Source organism: Actinoplanes sp. M2I2, from assembly GCF_023544445.1.
Taxonomy (GTDB): domain Bacteria; phylum Actinomycetota; class Actinomycetes; order Mycobacteriales; family Micromonosporaceae; genus Actinoplanes.
Genome location: NZ_JALPVJ010000031.1, coordinates 73,671 through 91,512, shown reverse-complemented (window position 1 = coordinate 91,512; position 17,842 = coordinate 73,671). Strand labels below are relative to the sequence as shown.

Genomic DNA, 17,842 nt, shown 5'->3' with positions numbered 1-17,842 from the left:
GGCCGAGGGTGGCCACGCTGGGCTGTGGAGCGTTTTATGCCCTGCGTGGCCACCCTCGGCCCCGGCCTTGCCGGGAGTCAACCGGCGGGCAGGTGGTGGGTCACTCGCTGCTGAGTGCGGGGTTGCGGAGGCGGTCCCCTGACGGGTCTGTGGTCTGGCTGCCGCGTTGGGGTCGAAGCCAGGCGGTCATCTCGGGCAGGCTGGGCTAGGTGGTGGGTCAAGCGGACGCACCGCGCCGGTTGCGTCCGCCTTCGGCTCCGTCGTAAACGGCTGGGGTTGGTCTTTTCTAAGCCGGGGTCTTGGCTTGGGGGCTCTCCGGGCGACGGCAGTCGCCGCTCATCGTGAGCAAGGGCAGGACGCAAGCGGGGTGTGCTTGCGTTCTGCCCTTGCTTGCGATTCGCTTGCGCCTGTCGTTGCCCGGAGAGCCCCCAAGCCCCTCACCGCAACCATCGCCAGAGAGCTCTCCAGCGATGGCCGGGGTCTGGGGCAGAGCCCCAGGGTTTACCAGCAGCACCGACGCCCGGACAGGGTCAGCGGTGCAGCCCCGTCCTCTCCACCGCCTCGGGAGCCGGCGCTGCAGGCCGCACCCCGCGCCATCGCTGACTGACCCGATAAGCCAACGCCCGCGTGAAGTGGATCGTCCCGGTCGGGTGCAGGTCGGGAGTCGTGTTTCGGACCGGGTCGAACGCGAGCTCCTCATCCGTACGGGAGGGAAGTTGCTTTCCGAACGTGACCCTGCCGAAGGCGCGGTCGTCGGCGTAGAGGACGAGCGCCCCGCCGGAGAGCCCCGCCAAATCGCGCCCCAGGGGCGTCTCCTCGTCGGCGCGCGCCCCGAGGTAGATCTTGCGCTCGGACCCCGTCCGGTACGCCACGATCGAGCCGTAGAACGTGTCGAAGGTGCGCCGGGGCGCCGGCAGGTGCCGGGTGAAACGGCCTTCTCCGGAGGTCGACATCAGCAGGTCGAGCGGCCTCTCACCCGCGACTCGCACGGCGACTCCGCGGATGTCCGCCCGCTCACCTCTCGTTCCCACCCCCTTGGAGATCCGGACGACGGCCGGGTGCCGGCCCGGCCGGTCGAGCAGGTCGGCGCCTTCCTTCCGGCCGGAACCCCAGACGATCAGCTCACCGGTGAAGGAACGGCCGTCCGGGTGCAGGAAGCGCTGGTGGCGGGAGTGGACGACCCGGACAACCAGGGCGACGGCGACGGCGGCGAGCAGGGGGCGTTTCATGCCTTCGGTCTACCCGGAACGGGCGGGTGAACTCGCGCGGGTACGCAGACGTGACGTTCGTGCGGCACGATAGGCGCCCATGGGGTCCGATCGCAGCGGGGTGACCGGCCGCTTCACGTGGCCGGTGCGACGCCGTACGCCACCGGGGCCGGAGGGCACCGCCGAGGACATCGCGGTGCAGGATCTGGCCGAGCGCGAGGCCGCCGAGCAGCGGTTGCCGCCGCCCGAGCCCGAGCCGCTGATCGAGCCGCCGCGGTTCAACCTGGCGGCGTTCCGGCTGGCCGCGCTGGGGCTCGCGCTGGTGCTGGCGCTGGGGCTGGCCATGGTGCGGCTGTTCGTGGGCGGGCCGCCGTCCGTGGCTGACTTGCGGGCGCAGGCCGGGGTGGAGTCGTGGACCGAGTTGCCGATCGGGGTCAAGGACGATCAGCCGGGTACGGCTTTCCGGGACCGGAACGGGCGGTGGAGCGGCTTCGACGTCGACATCGCGTACATGATCGCCGAGGATCTCGGGTTCCGGCGGGACGAGGTGAAGTTCTTCGCGATCGAGAGCGAGGACCGGCCGCGGATGCAGGCCACCGACGCGAACGGTGGAAGGGTCCCGGTGAAGCTGGTGATCGCCAGCTTCAGCATCAATGCCGCTCGAAAGGCCACGGCCGGGGTCCGGTTCTCGGAGCCGTACCTCTACACCGAGCAGTCGGTTCTCACACTGCGCAGCGCCAAGCATCCGCGCGTCTCGACGTTGAAGGATCTGGACGGCGAGCGTGTGTGCTCCATCTCGGCGTCGACGAGCGTGATCGCACCCGGCGCCGCGGGCGCGATCGTCATTCCCCGAAACCGGATCAGCCAGTGCATCGAGGATTTGCGCGCGGGCCGCGTGAGCGCGGTGACGACGGATGCCGCGATCCTGGCCGGCTTCAAATCACGCTCTCGGAACGAGTTCGACCATTGGGACGTCGGTGAGCCGGCGAACGAGACGTGGGGCGTCAACGTGGGGGACAACCCGGCGTTGCAGCGGCTGGTCGACCTGACGCTCTACCGGTCGTACGCGGATCCGAAGGACGCCCGGTGGGAGGAGGCGTACGACCGGAACTTCCGCTCCGAGATGGACGCGAACAAGGGCGCTCCGATCGCGGTCGGCGAGCAGCCCCGGGTCGTGCGGCCGGACATCCGGGAGCAGCCGTGGGAGGACGTCTTCGGATGAGCGACAGCATCTACGTCAAGGGCGGCCCGATCCCGGCCCGGCGTCGTCGAGCGCAGCTCAACTACCTGCTCACCATCCTGCCCGCGTTCCCGCTCGTGCTGCTGGTGCTGCGGCTCTGGTATCTCAGCCGGCAGGACCTGCCCACGATGCTGCTGCTGGTGCAGTACATCTCGCCGCTCGGCATGATCAGCGCGCTGTTCATCACGCTGATCTGGAGCGTGCCCGCCGTCGTGCTCGTGCTGCGGCTGCTCGGCAGTGTCCTGCTGGTCAGCGCGCCCGAGGACGCGGGCCGGTCCCTGGTCGCGGTGACCGCGCTGCGCATGCCCGACTGGGTGGTGCTGCTCGCCGCCATGCTGGCCGCGTTCACCTGGCAGCTGCGCCTGCTGCCGCTGCTGGGCATGCTGATCGTCGCGATCCTCGGGCTCACCGCCGTGCAGCGCTTCCACACCGAGCGGTGGCTGATGGTCTGGATCACGATCGGCGTACCGGTGCTGGCCGGTGTGCTCGTGCTGATCTTCGTGTGGCCGGGCATCGTCCAGGCGCTGCGCCTCGGCGAGACGTCCACGGCTCTGCTGCTGGGAGTGCCGCCCCTGCTGGGTCCGCTGCTGACCGGCCCGGTGCCGGCCCGGGCCGCGCGCCTGGTCACGCACTGGCCGGCGGTCGCCGCGGCGCTGGTCGCGCCGCTGGCGATCGGGGTGGTCTTCCTGCGAGCCCCGGTGCTGCCGAGCAGCGCGGTCGAGGTCGGCGAGCCGGGCGAATCGGCCAAGGTATTACGCGGACAGCTGATCGCTGTGGACGACACCTCGACGACGGTCCTCGAAGATGGTGGACTGGTGAAGTTCATCCCCAATGAACAGGTGGTTTCCAAGACGCTCTGCCCGGAACCGGCCCGGCCGCCCGACAGCGCCGCCTCGGTGCGCGGGTGGGCGGTGACCGACTCCGCTCTGTCTTGGATAGCGCCGACACGCCGTGTGACGGAGGTCGATCCACGATGCCTAGGGCGACCGCTGACGCCCCGCTGACCCGTTCCGCCGAGCTGCCCACCACCGCAAACGGGACGCGGGACGTGCTTTCGCGCGAAACGCCGCGGACCGCGTGCAGACAGGGTTGCGATGATCTGGGAAGCTGCACGCCATGACCTTGCACCTGCGGTGGGCCGCCGGCACCGATCAAGGACATGTCCGGAGCAACAACGAGGACTGTTACTACGCCGGTGACCGACTCCTCGTCGTGGCCGACGGCATGGGCGGGATGGCCGCCGGTGACCTGGCGAGCCGTCTCGCCATCGAGGCGATGACACCGCTCGACGTCCCGATCGACAACGAGCACCAGATGGACGCGCTGCACAAGGCGCTCGAGATGGCCAACGGCCGGATCGCCGAGCAGGTCGAGGCCGACAACTCCCTGCAGGGCATGGGCACCACCCTCACCGCGGTGCTGTTCTCGGGCACCCGGGCGGCCATGGCCCACGTCGGCGACTCCCGGGCCTACCTGCTGCGCGGCGGCCGGCTCAACCAGCTGACCAAGGACGACACGTACGTCCAGATGCTCGTCGACCAGGGGCTGATCCGTCCCGACGAGGCCGCCGGGCACCCGCGCCGTTCGGTGGTCACCCGGGTGCTGCAGGGTGAGCCGGTCAGCCCGGCCTACGTGATCGTCGAGCCCGAGCCGGGCGACCGGTGGCTGCTGTGCAGCGACGGCCTGACCGCGGTGGTCACCAACGAGACCATCGAGCAGGAGATGCTCGCCGCGGCCGACCCCAAGTCGTGCTGCGAGCGGTTGATCGATCTCGCGCTGCGCGGCGGCGGTCCCGACAACGTCACGGTGCTGGTCGCCGATCTGACCGAGGTCGACTGACCCTTCGAGCCACTTGCACCTGCTCAGGGCTGCGGTAGGTTACAGCGGTCGCGGATCAGGGGGCCCGCGGCTCGACTGGGTGGTGATGATGACGGCGCGTCTGTTCGTCACGCTGGCGGTCGTCCTGGGGGTCACGGCGCTCGGTGAGCTGATCGAGCCGCAGGGCTGGCGTCTCTACACCGACGCCGCTCAACTGGTCGTGGGCGCGGCCGCGGCGTCGATCTGCCTCGCGGCGGCGCGCGGGCGGTCGGGGCTGCAACGGCGGTGGCGGGTGCTCATGGGCCTCGGGCTGGCCGCGTGGGCGCTGATCCGGCTGTGGTGGCTCGTCCAGGACGTCATGCTTCCCGATCGGCCGGTCACGATGCTGTCCGACCTCGGGTTCTTCGTGCTGCCCGCGTGCTTCCTGCTGGCGCTGCTCCACGCCCCGTACACCCGCCCGCGGCCGGTGCCCACCTCGGCCCGGCGTGACCAGATCGCCCTGCTGATCGACAGTGTGCTGATCGCCGGGTCGCTGCTCGCGCTGATCTGGTCGGTCGTCCCGCGCGACTGGTTCCACTGGTCCGGGCAGCCGACCGGTCTGATCGTGGCCGCGGCCGCCTATGCCGTTGCCGATCTCGTGCTGGTCACCATGGTCGGGCTGTTGCTGCTCATCCGGCCCGACTCGCGCGCCGGCCGCCGGCCGCTGGCGCTGGGCGGGCTGGCCCTGCTGGCCTTCGGCGTGTCCGACACCCTGCGGCTGATCCACCTGGCCGACGGTCCACTCGCGCCCTGGCAGTCGGCCGGGCACCTGCTCGGCCCCGCCTTGCTCGCCCTGGCCGCGGTGTCCCGCCCGTCGGCCGGGCGGCCGGCGCCCGTCGACGAGGGCGAGCGCGAGTGGCTTCACCTGCTTCTCCCGTACGTGCCGGTGACCGCGACCGGCATGATGATCGCGATCAACAGCGGGGCCGGCAAGCCGCTGTCGCCGTTCGAGGCATACCTCGGCTGGCTCGGGCTGGGTCTGGTCGTGGCCCGCCAGATGTTCACGATCGTCGACAACACGGTGCTGCTCGAACGGGTCTCGGAGGGGCAGCGGCGACTGCACCACCAGGCCTACCACGATCCGCTGACCGGCCTGGCCAACCGGGCCCTGTTCCGCGAGCGGCTGACCGGGGCGCTCGGCGCCAAGCCGGTCGCGGTGCTCTTCGCCGACCTCGACGACTTCAAGCTGATCAACGACAGCTTCGGCCACGCCATGGGCGACCGCGTGCTGCGCGCGATCGCCGAACGCCTCCAGCGCTGCGTATCGCCCGACGACCTGGTGGCCCGGCTCGGCGGCGACGAGTTCGCCGTGCTGCTCGACCACACGCCGGCCGGCGCCGAGGACACCGGCCGGCGCATCCTGGCGGCGCTGCGCGAGCCGTTCGTGATCGACGGCCGCACCCTCGGGGTGGGCGCGAGCATCGGGCTGGTGGCCTCCGACCGCGAGGAACCCCTGACCGCGGATGCCCTGCTGCGCCGCGCGGACGCCGCGATGTATTCGAGCAAGCGCCGGGGCAAGGGCGCGATGGCCCGGTACGCCGGCGCGAACGACGGCGGCGCGAACGCGGACCTGCCGCACCTGCTGGCCCAGGCACTGGAGTCCGGCCGCCCCGCCGCGTCCGGTTTCGAGGTCTTCTACCAGCCCATCGTCCGCTTCACCGACGGGGCGACGGTGGCCGTCGAGGCCCTGGCCCGGTGGACGTCGCCGGTGGCCGGCCCGGTCCACCCCGACGTCTTCGTGTCGGTGGCCGAGCGCACCGGCCTGGTCGCCGCCATCGACGACTTCGTGCTCAACCAGGCCTGCGTGGACGCGGCCGCCCTGGCCATCGTCTACGGCCGCCCCATCGACATGCACGTGAACGTGTCGGCGGCCCGCCTGAGCCAGACCGGCCTGGAGGAGTCGGTGGCCGGCGCCCTGGCCCGCACCGGCCTGCCGGCGTCGCGGCTGGTCCTGGAGATCACCGAGACCCGCCGCATCCAGGACCTGCCGTCGGCCGCCACGGTCGTGGAGCGGCTGCGCTCGTACGGCATTCGGATCGCACTGGACGACTTCGGCAGCGGCTTCAATGCGCTGGCCCAGCTCCACTCGCTCCCCGTCGACATCGTCAAGCTCGACGCGACGCTGACCGACGTGGACGTGGCCCCGGAACGGGCCGGCGCCCTGTGCCGGTCGGTGCTGACCATCTGCACCGACCTGGGCATCGTCGTGGTGGCCGAGGGCATCGAGACCCCCGCGCGAGCACACGCCCTGGCCGAGCTGGGCTGCCCGGTCGGCCAGGGCTACCTGTTCGGCCAGCCCGCCCCACTCCACCGCCAGCAGCCCCCCATGATCCCGTCCCAGCACATCCCGCCGTCGTCAGCCGCCCACCTGGCCACCTGAGCCCGCCGGCCACCGACCGAAGGCAGACTGCGCCGCCTGCGCCGCGCCTCCGACCGTGCTGCCGCTGCCGCTGCCGCTGCCGCTGCCGCTGCCGCTGCCGCTGCCGCTGCCGCTGACCGCGCCGCGCCTTCCCCTGGCTGTGCTGCCCCGGTGACCGTGCCGCGCCCTCACCTACCCCGGCACGTATCTGGTTGTGACGCCGAAATGCACGTCTCGGATCTCGACGTAGGCCAGTTGGGGCAATTGCCCGGCGAGACGACCGAAGAGATGCCGCGCGACGAGCTCGAAGGTCGGCCGGAAGTCGAAAATCTCTGTCCACGGCCGAGCCTCGAGGCCGGCGCAGCAGCCGGCCAGCTCGGCGGCGGCCGCATCGGTGTCGAAGAACCATCCGCGTCCGGTCAGCTGGTCGTCCTCGAACGTGACGCCGGCCCGGACGATGACCTCCACACCCTCCCCGCCGGCGAGCAGCGACAGTCCCCCCGCCGCCCGGACCGGCGAGGGCAACCCCTGCACCGCTCGGAACCGATGCTCGATCTCGACCAGGAAACTCATCACCACTCCTTTGCCCGCGCCGCCGTCGTCATCGCGATCGGGGCTTGGTGCGCTTCGTCGGCTCGGCCGTGGTCGGGTCCTCGGGCCAGGGATGGCGGGGGTAGCGCCCGCGCAGCTCGGCCCGCACCTGCGGATAACCCTGAGCCCAGAACGAGGCCAGATCGCGGGTGACGGCGACCGGCCGCCCGGCCGGTGAGAGCAGATGCAGCAGCACGGGAACGCGCCCGTCGGCCAGGCGCGGGGCGTCCCGCCACCCGAACGCCTCCTGCACCTTGACGGCCAGCACCGGCGCGGCCGGATCGGCGTAGTCGACCCGGACCCGGGACCCGCTGGGCACCGGGAGCCGCTCCGGAGCCACGTCGTCGATCCGGCCGGCCACCGACCACGGCAGCAGCCGGCGCAGACTCGAGGTCACGTCGATCCGGCCCAGATCGGCCCGGCGCCGGGCCTGGCCCAGGTCGAGCCAGTCGTCGATCCGCTCGATCAGGGCCTCGTCGGACACGTCCGGCCACGGCTCGCCGAGCGCCGCGTGCGCGAAGGCCAGCCGTTCTCGCAGCTCGACCGCGCCGCGCGACCAGTTCAGCAGGCTCAGCCCCTCGCGCCGCAGCCCGTCGAGCAGGGCCGCCCGCACCAGTTTCCGATCGGGATCGGCGATCCGCCGCTCCAGCAGCGTGATCGCCCCCAACCGCCGCACCGTGCGCGCGACCACGTCGCCGTCGGTCCAGCCGATCTCGGTCACCTCGGCCAGCAGGGTCCCGGCCGCCTCGATCGCGGTCGCCTCGTCAAGGGGGACGGCGGCCCGGACCCGGGCCGTGCGCGCCCCGGCGGCGCGATCGGCCGACGCGATGGCGAGCCATTCGACCCCGGCCAGCCCGCTGCCACCGGTCAGCTCGGCCGCTGTCCCGCCGGCCATCAGGTAGTCCCGGCCCCCGGCCTCGCGCACCCGGGCCACCCGCTCGGGATAGGCCAGGCCGACCACCAGCCCGGCCGCGAGATCGTCGGGCAGCGCCCCCGCCTTCTGCTCCGGGAAGCGCGAGCCGGACGCGTTCCGGGGCCCGCCTCGTGAGGTGCTGTTTCCGCGCCTGCCCGGTGTGTCGACGGCCGCGGCGGCGTCGGCGACGTCGGGGACTGTCTCGTCGGCCGGGTTGCGGGTCAGGGCGGCGGAGAGCCGGCTCACCTCGCTGCGCCACGCGGGATCCCGGCTGCCGCGGGCCCGGCGCCACGCGGCCGTCAGGTCGTCGGTGAGGGAGCGCTCGTCGTCCAGCAGGGCGACGATCTCGGCCGCCCGGCGGGCGCCGACCAGCGGGGCGCCGTCGAGCAGGGCCCGGGCCAGACGCGGATGCAGGCCCGCGTCGGCCAGCGCCCGGCCGCGCGTGGTCACCCGGCCCGCCGCGTCGACCGCGCCCAGGTCGCGCAAGGTGGCCACGGCGGCCTGCAGCGCGCCCGGTGGCGGCTGGTCGGGCAGGGACAGACCGGTGCCGTCGGGATGGCCCCACAGCGCCAGGTCGAGCGCGAAGCCGGTCAGATCGGCTGCGGCGACCTCGGGCTCGGGCTGCGCGGCCAGGCGGTCGTGCTGAGCCGGCGACCAGCAGCGGTAGACCCGGCCGGGCGCCTCACGACCGGCGCGTCCGGCCCGCTGCACGGCCGACGACCGGGACACCGCGACCGTCGCCAGCGTGCCCAGGCCACGGGCGTGATCCATGCGGGGCACCCGGCTGAGCCCGGCGTCGACCACCGCGCGCACGCCGGGAACGGTCAGGCTGCTCTCGGCGACCGCCGTGGAGAGCACCACGCGCCGGCCGGAACCGGGCCGCAGCGCCGCGTCCTGCACCGCGCCGGGCTGACGGCCGTGCAGCGGGATGACCTCGGCTGCCACCCCGGCCAGGCGGGTCGCCACCGCGTCGATCTCGCGGGCGCCGGGCAGGAAGACGAGCACGTCGCCCTCGCCCTCGGCGAGCGCCCGGCGGGTCGTGGCGGCCACGTGGTCGAGCAGGCGCGGGTCGACGCGCAGCCCCAGCGGCGGTGTGATCGGCCCGGCCGGTGGCGCCCAGTGCTGCTCGACCGGGAAGAGCGGCGCCGTCGCGGTCACCACGGGGACCCCGCCGAGCACCTCGGACAGCCGGCCCGCGTCGGCCGTCGCCGAGGTGGCCAGCACGTGCAGGTCGGGACGCAGGGCGGCCCGCACCTCGAGCAGGAACGCCAGGGCCAGGTCGGTGTCGAGATGCCGCTCGTGACACTCGTCGAGGATCACGGCGGCCGTGCCGGCCAGCTCGGGATCACGCTGGAGGCGGCGCACGAGGACGCCGGTCGTCACGACCTCGACCCGCGTGCGCCGGGAGACCTGGCGGTCGCCGCGCACCGTGTAACCGACCTGCTCGCCGGGCCGTTCGCCCAGCAGCGACGCCATCCGGCGGGCGGCGGCCCGGGCGGCCAGGCGGCGGGGCTCGGCCACCACGACCCGGCCGGGCAGCGCGAGCGGCACCAGCGTCGTCTTGCCGGTGCCGGGCGGGGCCACGAGCACCGCCGCGCCGGCGCCGGACAGCGCCTCGCGGACCCGCGGCAGCACCGCGCGGATCGGGAGGTCGGGCAGGGCGTCGTCGGCGATCAGCACGGGACCATCCTGGCGCACGGGTCCGACAGTTCGGCGCCGGAGCACGCCGGCCTGTGGACAACGCCGGAATGTGGACGACGAGAAACTGTCGGACCGGCATGGCAGGGTTGGCGGCACCCACGAAACCCGGCGGTAATTCCGGGCCGAAAGACTGCACCGGCGCGAGCCCGGCTGCTTGACTGATCGACAAGGAAGGGGTGCCGATGGACGCGGTCGAGGTGTTCAACTCGCTGCCCGCCGCCCGCCTCGAGCAGGATCTGCACGCGTGCTGTGCCACGCCCGCGTGGGGTGCCGCGATCATGGCCGGCCGGCCCTATCCGGGCCGCGCCGGGCTGCTGGCCGCGGCCGAGGCCGCTTCCCGGGCGCTGAGCTGGCCCGACGTGCTGACGGCGCTGTCCGCCCACCCCCGCATCGGCGAGCGCCCCACCGGCGATTCGCGGGAGGCCGCCTGGTCCCGTCGCGAGCAGTCCGCCGCCGCCCGCGACGCCGACGACCCGGTCGCCGCCGCGTTGATCGAGGCCAACCGGGCGTACGAGGAAAGGTTCGGGCACGTTTTCCTGATCTTCGCCAGTGGCCGCGGGCCGGAGGAGATCCTCGCCGCCGCCCGCGAGCGGCTGACCAACGACGACCAGGCCGAGCGCGTGATCGTCGCCGACCAGTTGCGCCGGATAGCGCTGCTGCGACTGGAGCGGGTGCTCGATGCCCTCTGACGACGGGACGGCGCCCCACCACGCCAGCATCTCCACGCACATCCTCGACACGGTCAGCGGCGAGCCCGCCCGCGATGTTTATGTTCGGTTGGAGCGCCGCGACTCGCAGGGGTGGGGGACGATCGCCGAGGGGCGCACGGACGACGACGGCCGGCTGCGTTACCGGGTGCCGATGCAGGAGTGGCAGGCGGGCGGCTACCGCCTGTCGTTCTACGTCGAGCCCTACCTGGGCGCCGACTGCTTCTTCCCGGAGATCACGGTCGCCTTCCACGTCCGCGACCCCGAGCGGCACTATCACGTGCCGCTGCTGCTCAGCCGCTACGGATACACCACCTATCGAGGGAGCTGAAAGCGCGTGGCGATCGTGCTCGGAGAAAACCGTTACGGCAAGGCCGAGACGCGGCTGGTCCGCGTCACCCGCGACGGCGAGACGCACACGCTGGCCGATCTCAACGTCAGCGTCGCTCTCTCCGGCGACCTCGCCGCGACCCACCTGACCGGCGACAACGCGGGTGTGCTGCCCACCGACACCATGAAGAACACGGTGTACGCCTTCGCCAAGGAACACGGCGTGGGCGAGCCCGAGGAGTTCGCGCTGCTCCTCGCCCGTCACTTCGTCGAGACCCATACCCAGATCCGCGCGGCCCGGGTCGGCATCGAGTCGTTCGGCTGGGCCCGGCTGGGTCCGCATTCGTTCCGCCGGCAGGGCGACCACACCCGGACGGCCGAGGTCACCGTCACCGTCGAGCAGACCCAGGTGGTGAGTGGTCTGGCCGGCCTGACGCTGCTGAACGCGACCGGTTCGGAGTTCCACGGCTTTCCGCGCGACCGCTACACGACCCTGCCCGAGACCACCGACCGCATCCTGGCCACGGCGGTCGACGCCCGCTGGCGGCATCTGCGGGACGACACCGACTGGGGCAAGTCCTTCACCACCGCTGTCGAGGCGCTGACCGCCGCTTTCGTCGACACCTACAGCTATTCGCTGCAGCAGACGCTGTTCGCGATGGGCAGCCGGGTGCTCACCGAGCTGCCCGAGGTGGCCGAGATCCGGCTGGCTCTGCCCAACAAGCACCACTACCTGGTCGACCTGTCGCCGTTCGACCTCGCCAACGACAACGAGGTCTTCATCGCCGGCGACCGGCCGTACGGATTGATCGAGGGCACCGTGACCCGCGACGACGTCCCGCCGGCGATCACGGAGTGGTATCCGTGATCGTCATCGAGAACGTCGCGGTCGCCACGGTCGACGCGTCCGACACCTATCACGCCGACGGCCACGTCGTGGTCGGCGACGACGGGCGCATCGCCGCTGTCGGCCCGGGCGCCGCACCCGCGACCGAGGGCCGGCGCGTCGACGGCGCCGGGTGCCTGGTCACGCCCGGCCTGGTCAACACCCACCACCACCTCTACCAGTGGGCGACCCGCGGCCTCGCGCTCGACGAGACCCTGTTCGGGTGGCTGCGGACCCTCTATCCGATCTGGGGCCGGCTCGACGCCGAGATCGTCGGGGCGGCGGCCGGCGCCGGGCTGGGCTGGCTGGCGCTCTCCGGCTGCACCACCTCGATGGATCATCATTACGTCTTCCCGCGGGACGGCGGCGACGTGCTCGAGGCCGAGATCGAGGCGGCCCGGCGCATCGGCTTGCGGTTCCACCCCACGCGGGGCTCGATGGATCTCGGCCACAAGGACGGTGGCCTGCCGCCCGACAACATCGTCGAGACCACCGACGAGGCGCTCCGGGCCACCGAGGCGGCGATCGACCGCTGGCACGATCCGTCACCGGCGGCGATGCTGCAGATCGCGGTGGCGCCCTGTTCGCCGTTCTCGGTCACCGAGCGGCTCATGAGCGAGGCCGCCGCGCTGGCCCGGCGCAAGGGCGTCCGGCTGCACACGCATCTCGCCGAGACCGACGACGAGGAGGACTTCTGCCGCGAGCGGTTCGGCTGCACCCCGGTCGAGTACGCCGAGCGGCTCGGCTGGCTGGGCGAGGACGTGTGGCTGGCCCACGGTGTGCATCTCGACGACGCGGCGATCGCCAGGCTGGGTGCGACCGGGACGGGCGTGGCCCACTGCCCGAGCTCGAACGCGCGGCTGGGCGCGGGCGCGGCCCGGGTGCGCGAGCTGCTCGACCACCGGGTGCCGGTCGGTCTCGGCGTCGACGGCTCGGCGTCCCAGGAGGCGAGCCACCTGGGCGAGGAGTTGCGACAGGCGCTCTACACAGCCCGGCAGCGGGGCGGACCGACCGCCCTGAAGGCTCGCGAGGCGCTGCGGATGGGCACCATGGGCGGGGCCCGCTGTCTGGGGCGGCAGGACGACCTGGGCTCACTCGAGACGGGCAAGCTGGCCGACCTGGTGCTCTGGCGGCTCGACGGGCTCGGTCACGCGGGCATCGACGACCGGCTGGCCGCCCTCGTGTTCGGTCCGGCCGCCCCGGTCGAGCTGGCGCTGGTCGGTGGGCGCCCGGTCGTCGAGCGGGGTGAGCTTGTGAACGCCGACGCCGAGACGCTGGCTCGTGACGCCGCCGGGGCACACCGCCGCCTGCTGGGCCGGCAGTGATCGGCGTACGCTCAGGCCCTCATCGCGGCGCGGCACCCGGGGAGAGCGGCCTTCGTCGCCCTGCGCAGCCGCCGAACACCTCAGCGCATTTAAGGAAGACTTAAGGCGAGGTCGGCCGAAAAATGTTATCGGCAAGGGATATCGCGGCCACCTGGGGCGCTCCGAGTAGCAATTCCTAAGTCTTTCTCCATGGATTGAATGAAGTCTCTGAGCTGTGCATACTCGCTGGTGAAACTGCCCCGTGAATCACCAGAAACGGCAGAGACGAGAGATTCAGAAATGCGGACCGATCCCCTCCACGTCGCCCCGCCCAACCCCCGGACCCGTCGTCGGGTCACCCGCGCGGTCCTCGGCTCGACCGTCGCCGTCGCGCTCGGTGCCAGCGGCGTCTACATCGCCACGGCCAACGCCGCCGAGACCGTCGTGCCCGGCCGCGTACAGGCCGAGGCGTTCACCGCCCAGTCCGGCGCCCAGACCGAGAACACGGGCGACCAGGACGGCGGCAAGAACGTCGGCTGGCTCGCGAACGGTGACTGGCTGAGCTACGACGACGTGACCATCGGCGGCACGGTGTCCGCGCGCATCGCGTCGGACAACGCCGCGGGCGGCTCGATCGAGCTGCGCGTCGGCTCGCCGACCGGCACGCTGCTCACCAGCATCGACGTGGCCAAGACCGGCGGCTGGCAGAGCTATGTCACCAAGACCGCGACCGTCAAGGCCCCGGCGGGCAAGCAGAAGCTCGTCGCCGTCATGAAGAGCAAGCAAGCCGGCGACTTCGTGAACATCAACTGGTTCACGCTGGGTGCCACGGCGTCGACCACGGCTCCGACCACGCCCGGCACGGCCGCGCCTACCGCCGCGCCGTCGAGCAGCGCGCCGCCCGCGAACAGCGGCGCCGGCTGGGTCGAGGTCGACCAGGCGAAGTGGAAGGCCCAGGTCGCCGAGTTCAACGCGATGACCCCCAAGGCGATCACCGGCAACCCCGTACGGGTCCCGGAGTTCAACGCCGCCTGCACGGTCAGCCACGCGCTGGCCGACGACCCGATCGTGCTGCCGGGCCTGCCGGGCGGCTCGCACATGCACTCGTTCCTCGGCAACGACTCGACCGACGCCTTCTCGACGGCCGACACGCTGCTGAAGAACGCGGGCTCCAGCTGCAAGCCGCTCGAGGACCGGTCGGCGTACTGGATCCCGAGCCTCATCGAGGACGGCAAGAAGATCGAGCCGCACGGGGTCACCGTGTACTACGGTTCCCGGCTGCCCGACCCGAGCAAGACGATGCCGTTCCCGCAGGGCTTCCGCATGATCGTCGGCGACGCCAAGAAGCAGGTGGCCACGCCCCAGGGTGCTCCCGGCCAGTTCTGGTGCGCCGGCGCCGGTGGCGAGACGGGCCGCAGCGCCGACGGCAACTGGCCGGTCTGCGCCAAGACCGCCGAGCTCACCTTCCAGCTGACCTTCCCCGACTGCTGGGACGGCGTGCACCTGGACAGCCCCGACCACAAGTCGCACGTCGGACCGGCTGACGGCTCCGGCAAGTGCAGCGGCAAGTTCCCCGTCGCGATCCCGTCGCTGTCGTTCGTGATCGGATACCCGACCTCGGGCACCAGCGCCGGCTTCAAGCTCAGCTCGGGCAACGCCAGCTCCATGCACGGCGACGCGTTCTTCGCCTGGGACAACGCCGCCCTCGGCCACCGGGTCAAGGACTGCCTCGTCCAGAGCGCGAAGTGCGACACGTTCGGCAACCACTGATGGACCGGTGCGGGCGCGCTCCAACCGTCCCCAAGGCGCGCCCGCACCCCCACGTTTATCCACAGCCGCTTGCGAGGGCGTGCGGCTCCACTACGGTTTGAGGAACCAGCCGTACGAGGGGAGCCGTCGACGATGACCGAGATCCTGTCCGACCAGGCCGTCGCGTTCGTCACCGATCTGAACAGGCGTTTCCGGCCCCGCCGGGACGAGCTCCTGCGGGCCCGGGCCGCGCGCCGGGCCGAGATCGCCGCCGGCGGGTCCCTCGGGTTCCTGGCCGAGACAGTCGAGATCCGTGCCGCCGAGTGGAGCGCGCCGCCCGCCCCGGCCGACCTGCGCGACCGCCGGGTCGAGATCACCGGCCCGACCGAGCGCAAGATGACCATCAACGCGCTCAACTCCGGGGCCAAGGTGTGGCTGGCCGACCTCGAGGACGCGAACACCCCGCACTGGTCCAACGTCGTCGACGGTCAGCAGAACCTCTACGACGCGATCCGGCGCACCATCAGCCTCGAGACGCCACAGAAGAAGTACGAGCTCAACGGCGGCCCCTACCCGACGATCGTCATGCGTCCGCGCGGCTGGCATCTCGACGAGCGCCACCTGCCGGTCGACGGCGAGCCGGCCGTCGGGGCACTGGTCGACTTCGGGCTCTACTTCTTCCACAACGCCAAGGAACTGCTCGAACGCGGCAGCGGACCCTACCTTTACCTGCCCAAGATGGAGTCCCACAAGGAAGCCGCCCTGTGGAACGACGTCTTCACGTACGCGCAGGAGGCGCTCGGCATCCCGGTGGGCACCATCCGGGCCACCGTGCTGATCGAGACGATCCCCGCCGCGTTCGAGATGGAAGAGATCCTGCACGCGCTGCGCCCGCACATCTCCGGACTGAACGCCGGCCGCTGGGACTATCTGTTCAGCATCATCAAGTACTTCCGCGACAACCCGTCGATGGTGCTGCCCGACCGGGCCTCGGTCACGATGACCGCGCCGTTCATGCGGGCCTACACCGAGCTGCTGGTCTCGACCTGCCACCGCCGAGGCGCCTTCGCCATGGGCGGCATGGCGGCCTTCATCCCCAGCCGCCGCGACCCCGCGGTCAACGAGGTCGCGCTGGCCAAGGTGCGTGAGGACAAGGAACGTGAGGCCGGCGACGGCTTCGACGGGTCCTGGGTGGCCCACCCCGACCTGGTGCCGGTCTGCCGCGAGATCTTCGACCGGGTGCTCGACGGCCGGCCCAACCAGCTCGACCGCCTCCGCCCCGACGTCTCGGTCACCGCTGAGCAGTTGCTCGACGTCGCCGCGACGCCGGGCGAGGTCACCGAGGCCGGGCTGCGCTCCGACGTGTCGGTGGCCCTGCAATATCTGGAGGCGTGGCTGCGCGGCAACGGCGCCGTCGCGATCAACAACCTGATGGAGGACGCGGCCACGGCCGAGATCTCGCGATCCCAGGTGTGGCAATGGATCCACAACGGCGTACGCCTGCCGGACGGCACCGAGATCACCGCCGACCTCGTCGGCCGGGTCGAGGACGAGGAGCTCACCAAGATCAGGGAGGCGATCGGCGACGAGGCGTGGGCCGCGAGCCGCTTCGACGACGCGCGCAAGCTGTTCGAGCGGGTCGCCCTGGCCGACGACTTCGCCGACTTCCTGACCACCGCCGCCTACGACTCGATCGACTGATGCGGCTCACCGGCGCCGACTACGGCGACCTCGACGAGCAGCTCGCCCCGCACGACGCCTTCCTCGCCGCGCGGTACCCCGGCGAGAGCGCCGACCGACAGCCCGTGCACACCGTCTACATCCCCGCCGACCGGCTCGACGGCTTCCGCGAGTGGGGCGCGGAGGCGCTGCGGGTGATGAATCTGCACGACTTCCCGTGGTCGGTGCCCGGAGTCCGGGACAAGCTGGCGAGCGAGCCGATCGAAGACCTGCGGGTCGACTTCGAGGACGGCTACGGCGTCCGCGACGACGATCAGGAGGACGCGGCCGTCCGCAAGGCGGCGGCCATCCTCAGCGCCGGCGACCGGCCGCCCTTCCTGGGCCTGCGCGTCAAGTCGCTCGAGGCCGCGACGCGCCACCGGTCCCTGCGCACGCTCGACCTGTTCCTGTCGTCCTATCAGGACGATCGGTTCCTCGTCACGTTGCCCAAGGTGAGCGGGGCCGACCAGGTCGCGGCCATGGTCACGTTGCTCGAGCGGCTGGAGAACGGCTACGGGCTCGCGGCCGGCACGCTGCGCTTCGAGATCCAGGTCGAGCTGCCCGCCGCCGTGCTCGCCGCCGACGGCACCGCGACCGTCGCCCGGCTGATCACCGCGGCCGGTGGCCGCTGCACCGGTCTGCACTACGGCACGTACGACTACAGCGCCGCCGTCGGAGTGGCCGCGGGCTTCCAGGCGATGGATCATCCGGCCGCGGATTACGCCAAGGCGGTCATGCAGGCCGCCGCCGCCCAGACCGGGGTCCGCCTCTCCGACGGCTCGACGAACATCCTGCCGGTCGGCTCGCGCGAGGACGTCCAGGCCGCCTGGGAGGTGCACCACCGTCTGGTCGGCCGCTCGCTGGAACGCGGTTTCTACCAGGGCTGGGATCTGCATCCGGCCCAGCTGCCGACCCGCTACGCGGCGACGTACGCGTTCTTCCGCGAGGGACGCGAGGCCGCCGTCACCCGGCTGCGCCGGTACGTCGATCGTCAGGAGAGCGGCATCGCCGACGAACCCGCGAGCGCCCGCGCCTTGGCCACCTATCTGTTGCGGGGCCTGAACTGCGGCGCCCTGACCGACGCCACCTTCACCCGCGAGGAGCTGCTGACCTTCCTCTGACGGTGGACGTGAGCCGGGCACGATCCGGCCGGCCGATCCGACGCCGATTTCGCAGGAAATAGGCGCTCTCGTTCAATTTTTCTGAGCGGTTCTCTCACTACTGTTCACGGCGCAAGCGAGCCGTACAGCCGGGATCGCGAAGCCGCGCGCCGACCGC

Annotated in this window: 14 protein-coding genes; 11 read left to right on the top strand and 3 right to left on the bottom strand. The window is 72.0% G+C overall.

From position 1 onward, the window contains the following. Window positions 1-530: 530 nt before the first annotated feature. Window positions 531-1,229: a hypothetical protein gene (locus HJC40_RS40765; protein WP_250006943.1), complete on the bottom strand. Its 699-nt coding sequence runs from the start codon at window positions 1,227-1,229 to the stop codon at window positions 531-533. A 79-nt stretch (window positions 1,230-1,308) separates the two neighbouring features. Between HJC40_RS40765 and HJC40_RS40760 the strand changes: the two genes are divergently transcribed. The 4 genes from HJC40_RS40760 (at window position 1,309) to HJC40_RS40745 (ending at window position 6,685) form a co-directional block, all read left to right on the top strand. Beyond that, on the top strand, window positions 1,309-2,430 hold the full coding sequence (locus HJC40_RS40760; RefSeq protein WP_250006941.1) for a transporter substrate-binding domain-containing protein: 1,122 nt from the start codon (window positions 1,309-1,311) through the stop codon (window positions 2,428-2,430). Continuing rightward, window positions 2,427-3,452, top strand: a complete 1,026-nt coding sequence (locus tag HJC40_RS40755) for a hypothetical protein (RefSeq protein WP_250006939.1) — start codon at window positions 2,427-2,429, stop codon at window positions 3,450-3,452. Before HJC40_RS40760 ends, HJC40_RS40755 begins: the two co-directional genes overlap by 4 nt. A gap of 112 nt (window positions 3,453-3,564) precedes the next feature. Beyond that, entirely contained in the window at window positions 3,565-4,287 is a 723-nt protein-coding gene (locus tag HJC40_RS40750; RefSeq protein WP_250006937.1) for a PP2C family serine/threonine-protein phosphatase, read from the top strand. A gap of 88 nt (window positions 4,288-4,375) precedes the next feature. Next, complete coding sequence (locus HJC40_RS40745) at window positions 4,376-6,685, top strand: bifunctional diguanylate cyclase/phosphodiesterase (protein ID WP_250006935.1); 2,310 nt, start codon at window positions 4,376-4,378, stop codon at window positions 6,683-6,685. Between the two features lie 171 nt (window positions 6,686-6,856). Here HJC40_RS40745 and HJC40_RS40740 read toward each other — a convergent pair whose 3' ends face one another. Both HJC40_RS40740 and hrpB read right to left on the bottom strand, forming a co-directional pair. Next, window positions 6,857-7,237 (bottom strand): hypothetical protein, encoded by a 381-nt coding sequence (locus tag HJC40_RS40740; RefSeq protein ID WP_250009012.1) that lies wholly within the window; start codon window positions 7,235-7,237, stop codon window positions 6,857-6,859. 28 nt (window positions 7,238-7,265) lie between these two features. Then, window positions 7,266-9,842 carry an ATP-dependent helicase HrpB gene (hrpB, locus tag HJC40_RS40735; RefSeq protein WP_250009018.1) on the bottom strand — a complete coding sequence of 859 codons (2,577 nt, stop codon included), beginning with the start codon at window positions 9,840-9,842 and terminating at the stop codon, window positions 7,266-7,268. 209 nt (window positions 9,843-10,051) lie between these two features. On the opposite strand from hrpB, the gene uraD reads away from it, so the two are divergent. The 7 genes from uraD (at window position 10,052) to HJC40_RS40700 (ending at window position 17,685) form a co-directional block, all read left to right on the top strand. Further along, complete coding sequence (gene uraD / locus HJC40_RS40730; protein WP_250009011.1) at window positions 10,052-10,558, top strand: 2-oxo-4-hydroxy-4-carboxy-5-ureidoimidazoline decarboxylase; 507 nt, start codon at window positions 10,052-10,054, stop codon at window positions 10,556-10,558. Further along, window positions 10,548-10,907 (top strand): hydroxyisourate hydrolase, encoded by a 360-nt coding sequence (uraH, locus tag HJC40_RS40725; RefSeq protein WP_250009009.1) that lies wholly within the window; start codon window positions 10,548-10,550, stop codon window positions 10,905-10,907. The genes uraD and uraH overlap by 11 nt, the downstream gene beginning before the upstream one ends. Before the next feature lie 6 nt (window positions 10,908-10,913). Beyond that, entirely contained in the window at window positions 10,914-11,774 is an 861-nt protein-coding gene (pucL, locus tag HJC40_RS40720) for a factor-independent urate hydroxylase (RefSeq protein ID WP_250009008.1), read from the top strand. Beyond that, a complete protein-coding gene (locus tag HJC40_RS40715) occupies window positions 11,771-13,117 on the top strand; it encodes an 8-oxoguanine deaminase (protein WP_250009007.1) in 1,347 nt (448 codons plus the stop codon). The genes pucL and HJC40_RS40715 overlap by 4 nt, the downstream gene beginning before the upstream one ends. 279 nt (window positions 13,118-13,396) lie before the next feature. Then, the gene (locus HJC40_RS40710) at window positions 13,397-14,866 is read left to right on the top strand and encodes a DUF1996 domain-containing protein (RefSeq protein WP_250009006.1); all 1,470 of its coding nucleotides are present in this window, start codon (window positions 13,397-13,399) and stop codon (window positions 14,864-14,866) included. A 69-nt stretch (window positions 14,867-14,935) separates the two neighbouring features. Continuing rightward, window positions 14,936-16,546, top strand: a complete 1,611-nt coding sequence (gene aceB, locus HJC40_RS40705; protein ID WP_374273662.1) for a malate synthase A — start codon at window positions 14,936-14,938, stop codon at window positions 16,544-16,546. Further along, entirely contained in the window at window positions 16,546-17,685 is a 1,140-nt protein-coding gene (locus tag HJC40_RS40700) for an aldolase/citrate lyase family protein (protein WP_250009003.1), read from the top strand. Before aceB ends, HJC40_RS40700 begins: the two co-directional genes overlap by 1 nt. The last annotated feature ends 157 nt before the right edge of the window (window positions 17,686-17,842 follow it).

What these genes read in the sequence shown, in the direction of transcription:
- HJC40_RS40760 (WP_250006941.1), top strand. Translation starts at nt 1,309, where the DNA reads ATGGGGTCCGATCGCAGCGGGGTGACCGGCCGCTTCACGTGGCCGGTG.
- uraD (WP_250009011.1), top strand. Translation starts at nt 10,052, where the DNA reads ATGGACGCGGTCGAGGTGTTCAACTCGCTGCCCGCCGCCCGCCTCGAG.
- HJC40_RS40700 (WP_250009003.1), top strand. Translation starts at nt 16,546, where the DNA reads ATGCGGCTCACCGGCGCCGACTACGGCGACCTCGACGAGCAGCTCGCC.
- uraH (WP_250009009.1), top strand. Translation starts at nt 10,548, where the DNA reads ATGCCCTCTGACGACGGGACGGCGCCCCACCACGCCAGCATCTCCACG.
- HJC40_RS40755 (WP_250006939.1), top strand. Translation starts at nt 2,427, where the DNA reads ATGAGCGACAGCATCTACGTCAAGGGCGGCCCGATCCCGGCCCGGCGT.
- HJC40_RS40740 (WP_250009012.1), bottom strand. Translation starts at nt 7,237, where the DNA reads ATGAGTTTCCTGGTCGAGATCGAGCATCGGTTCCGAGCGGTGCAGGGG.
- HJC40_RS40750 (WP_250006937.1), top strand. Translation starts at nt 3,565, where the DNA reads ATGACCTTGCACCTGCGGTGGGCCGCCGGCACCGATCAAGGACATGTC.
- HJC40_RS40745 (WP_250006935.1), top strand. Translation starts at nt 4,376, where the DNA reads ATGACGGCGCGTCTGTTCGTCACGCTGGCGGTCGTCCTGGGGGTCACG.
- HJC40_RS40765 (WP_250006943.1), bottom strand. Translation starts at nt 1,229, where the DNA reads ATGAAACGCCCCCTGCTCGCCGCCGTCGCCGTCGCCCTGGTTGTCCGG.
- HJC40_RS40710 (WP_250009006.1), top strand. Translation starts at nt 13,397, where the DNA reads ATGCGGACCGATCCCCTCCACGTCGCCCCGCCCAACCCCCGGACCCGT.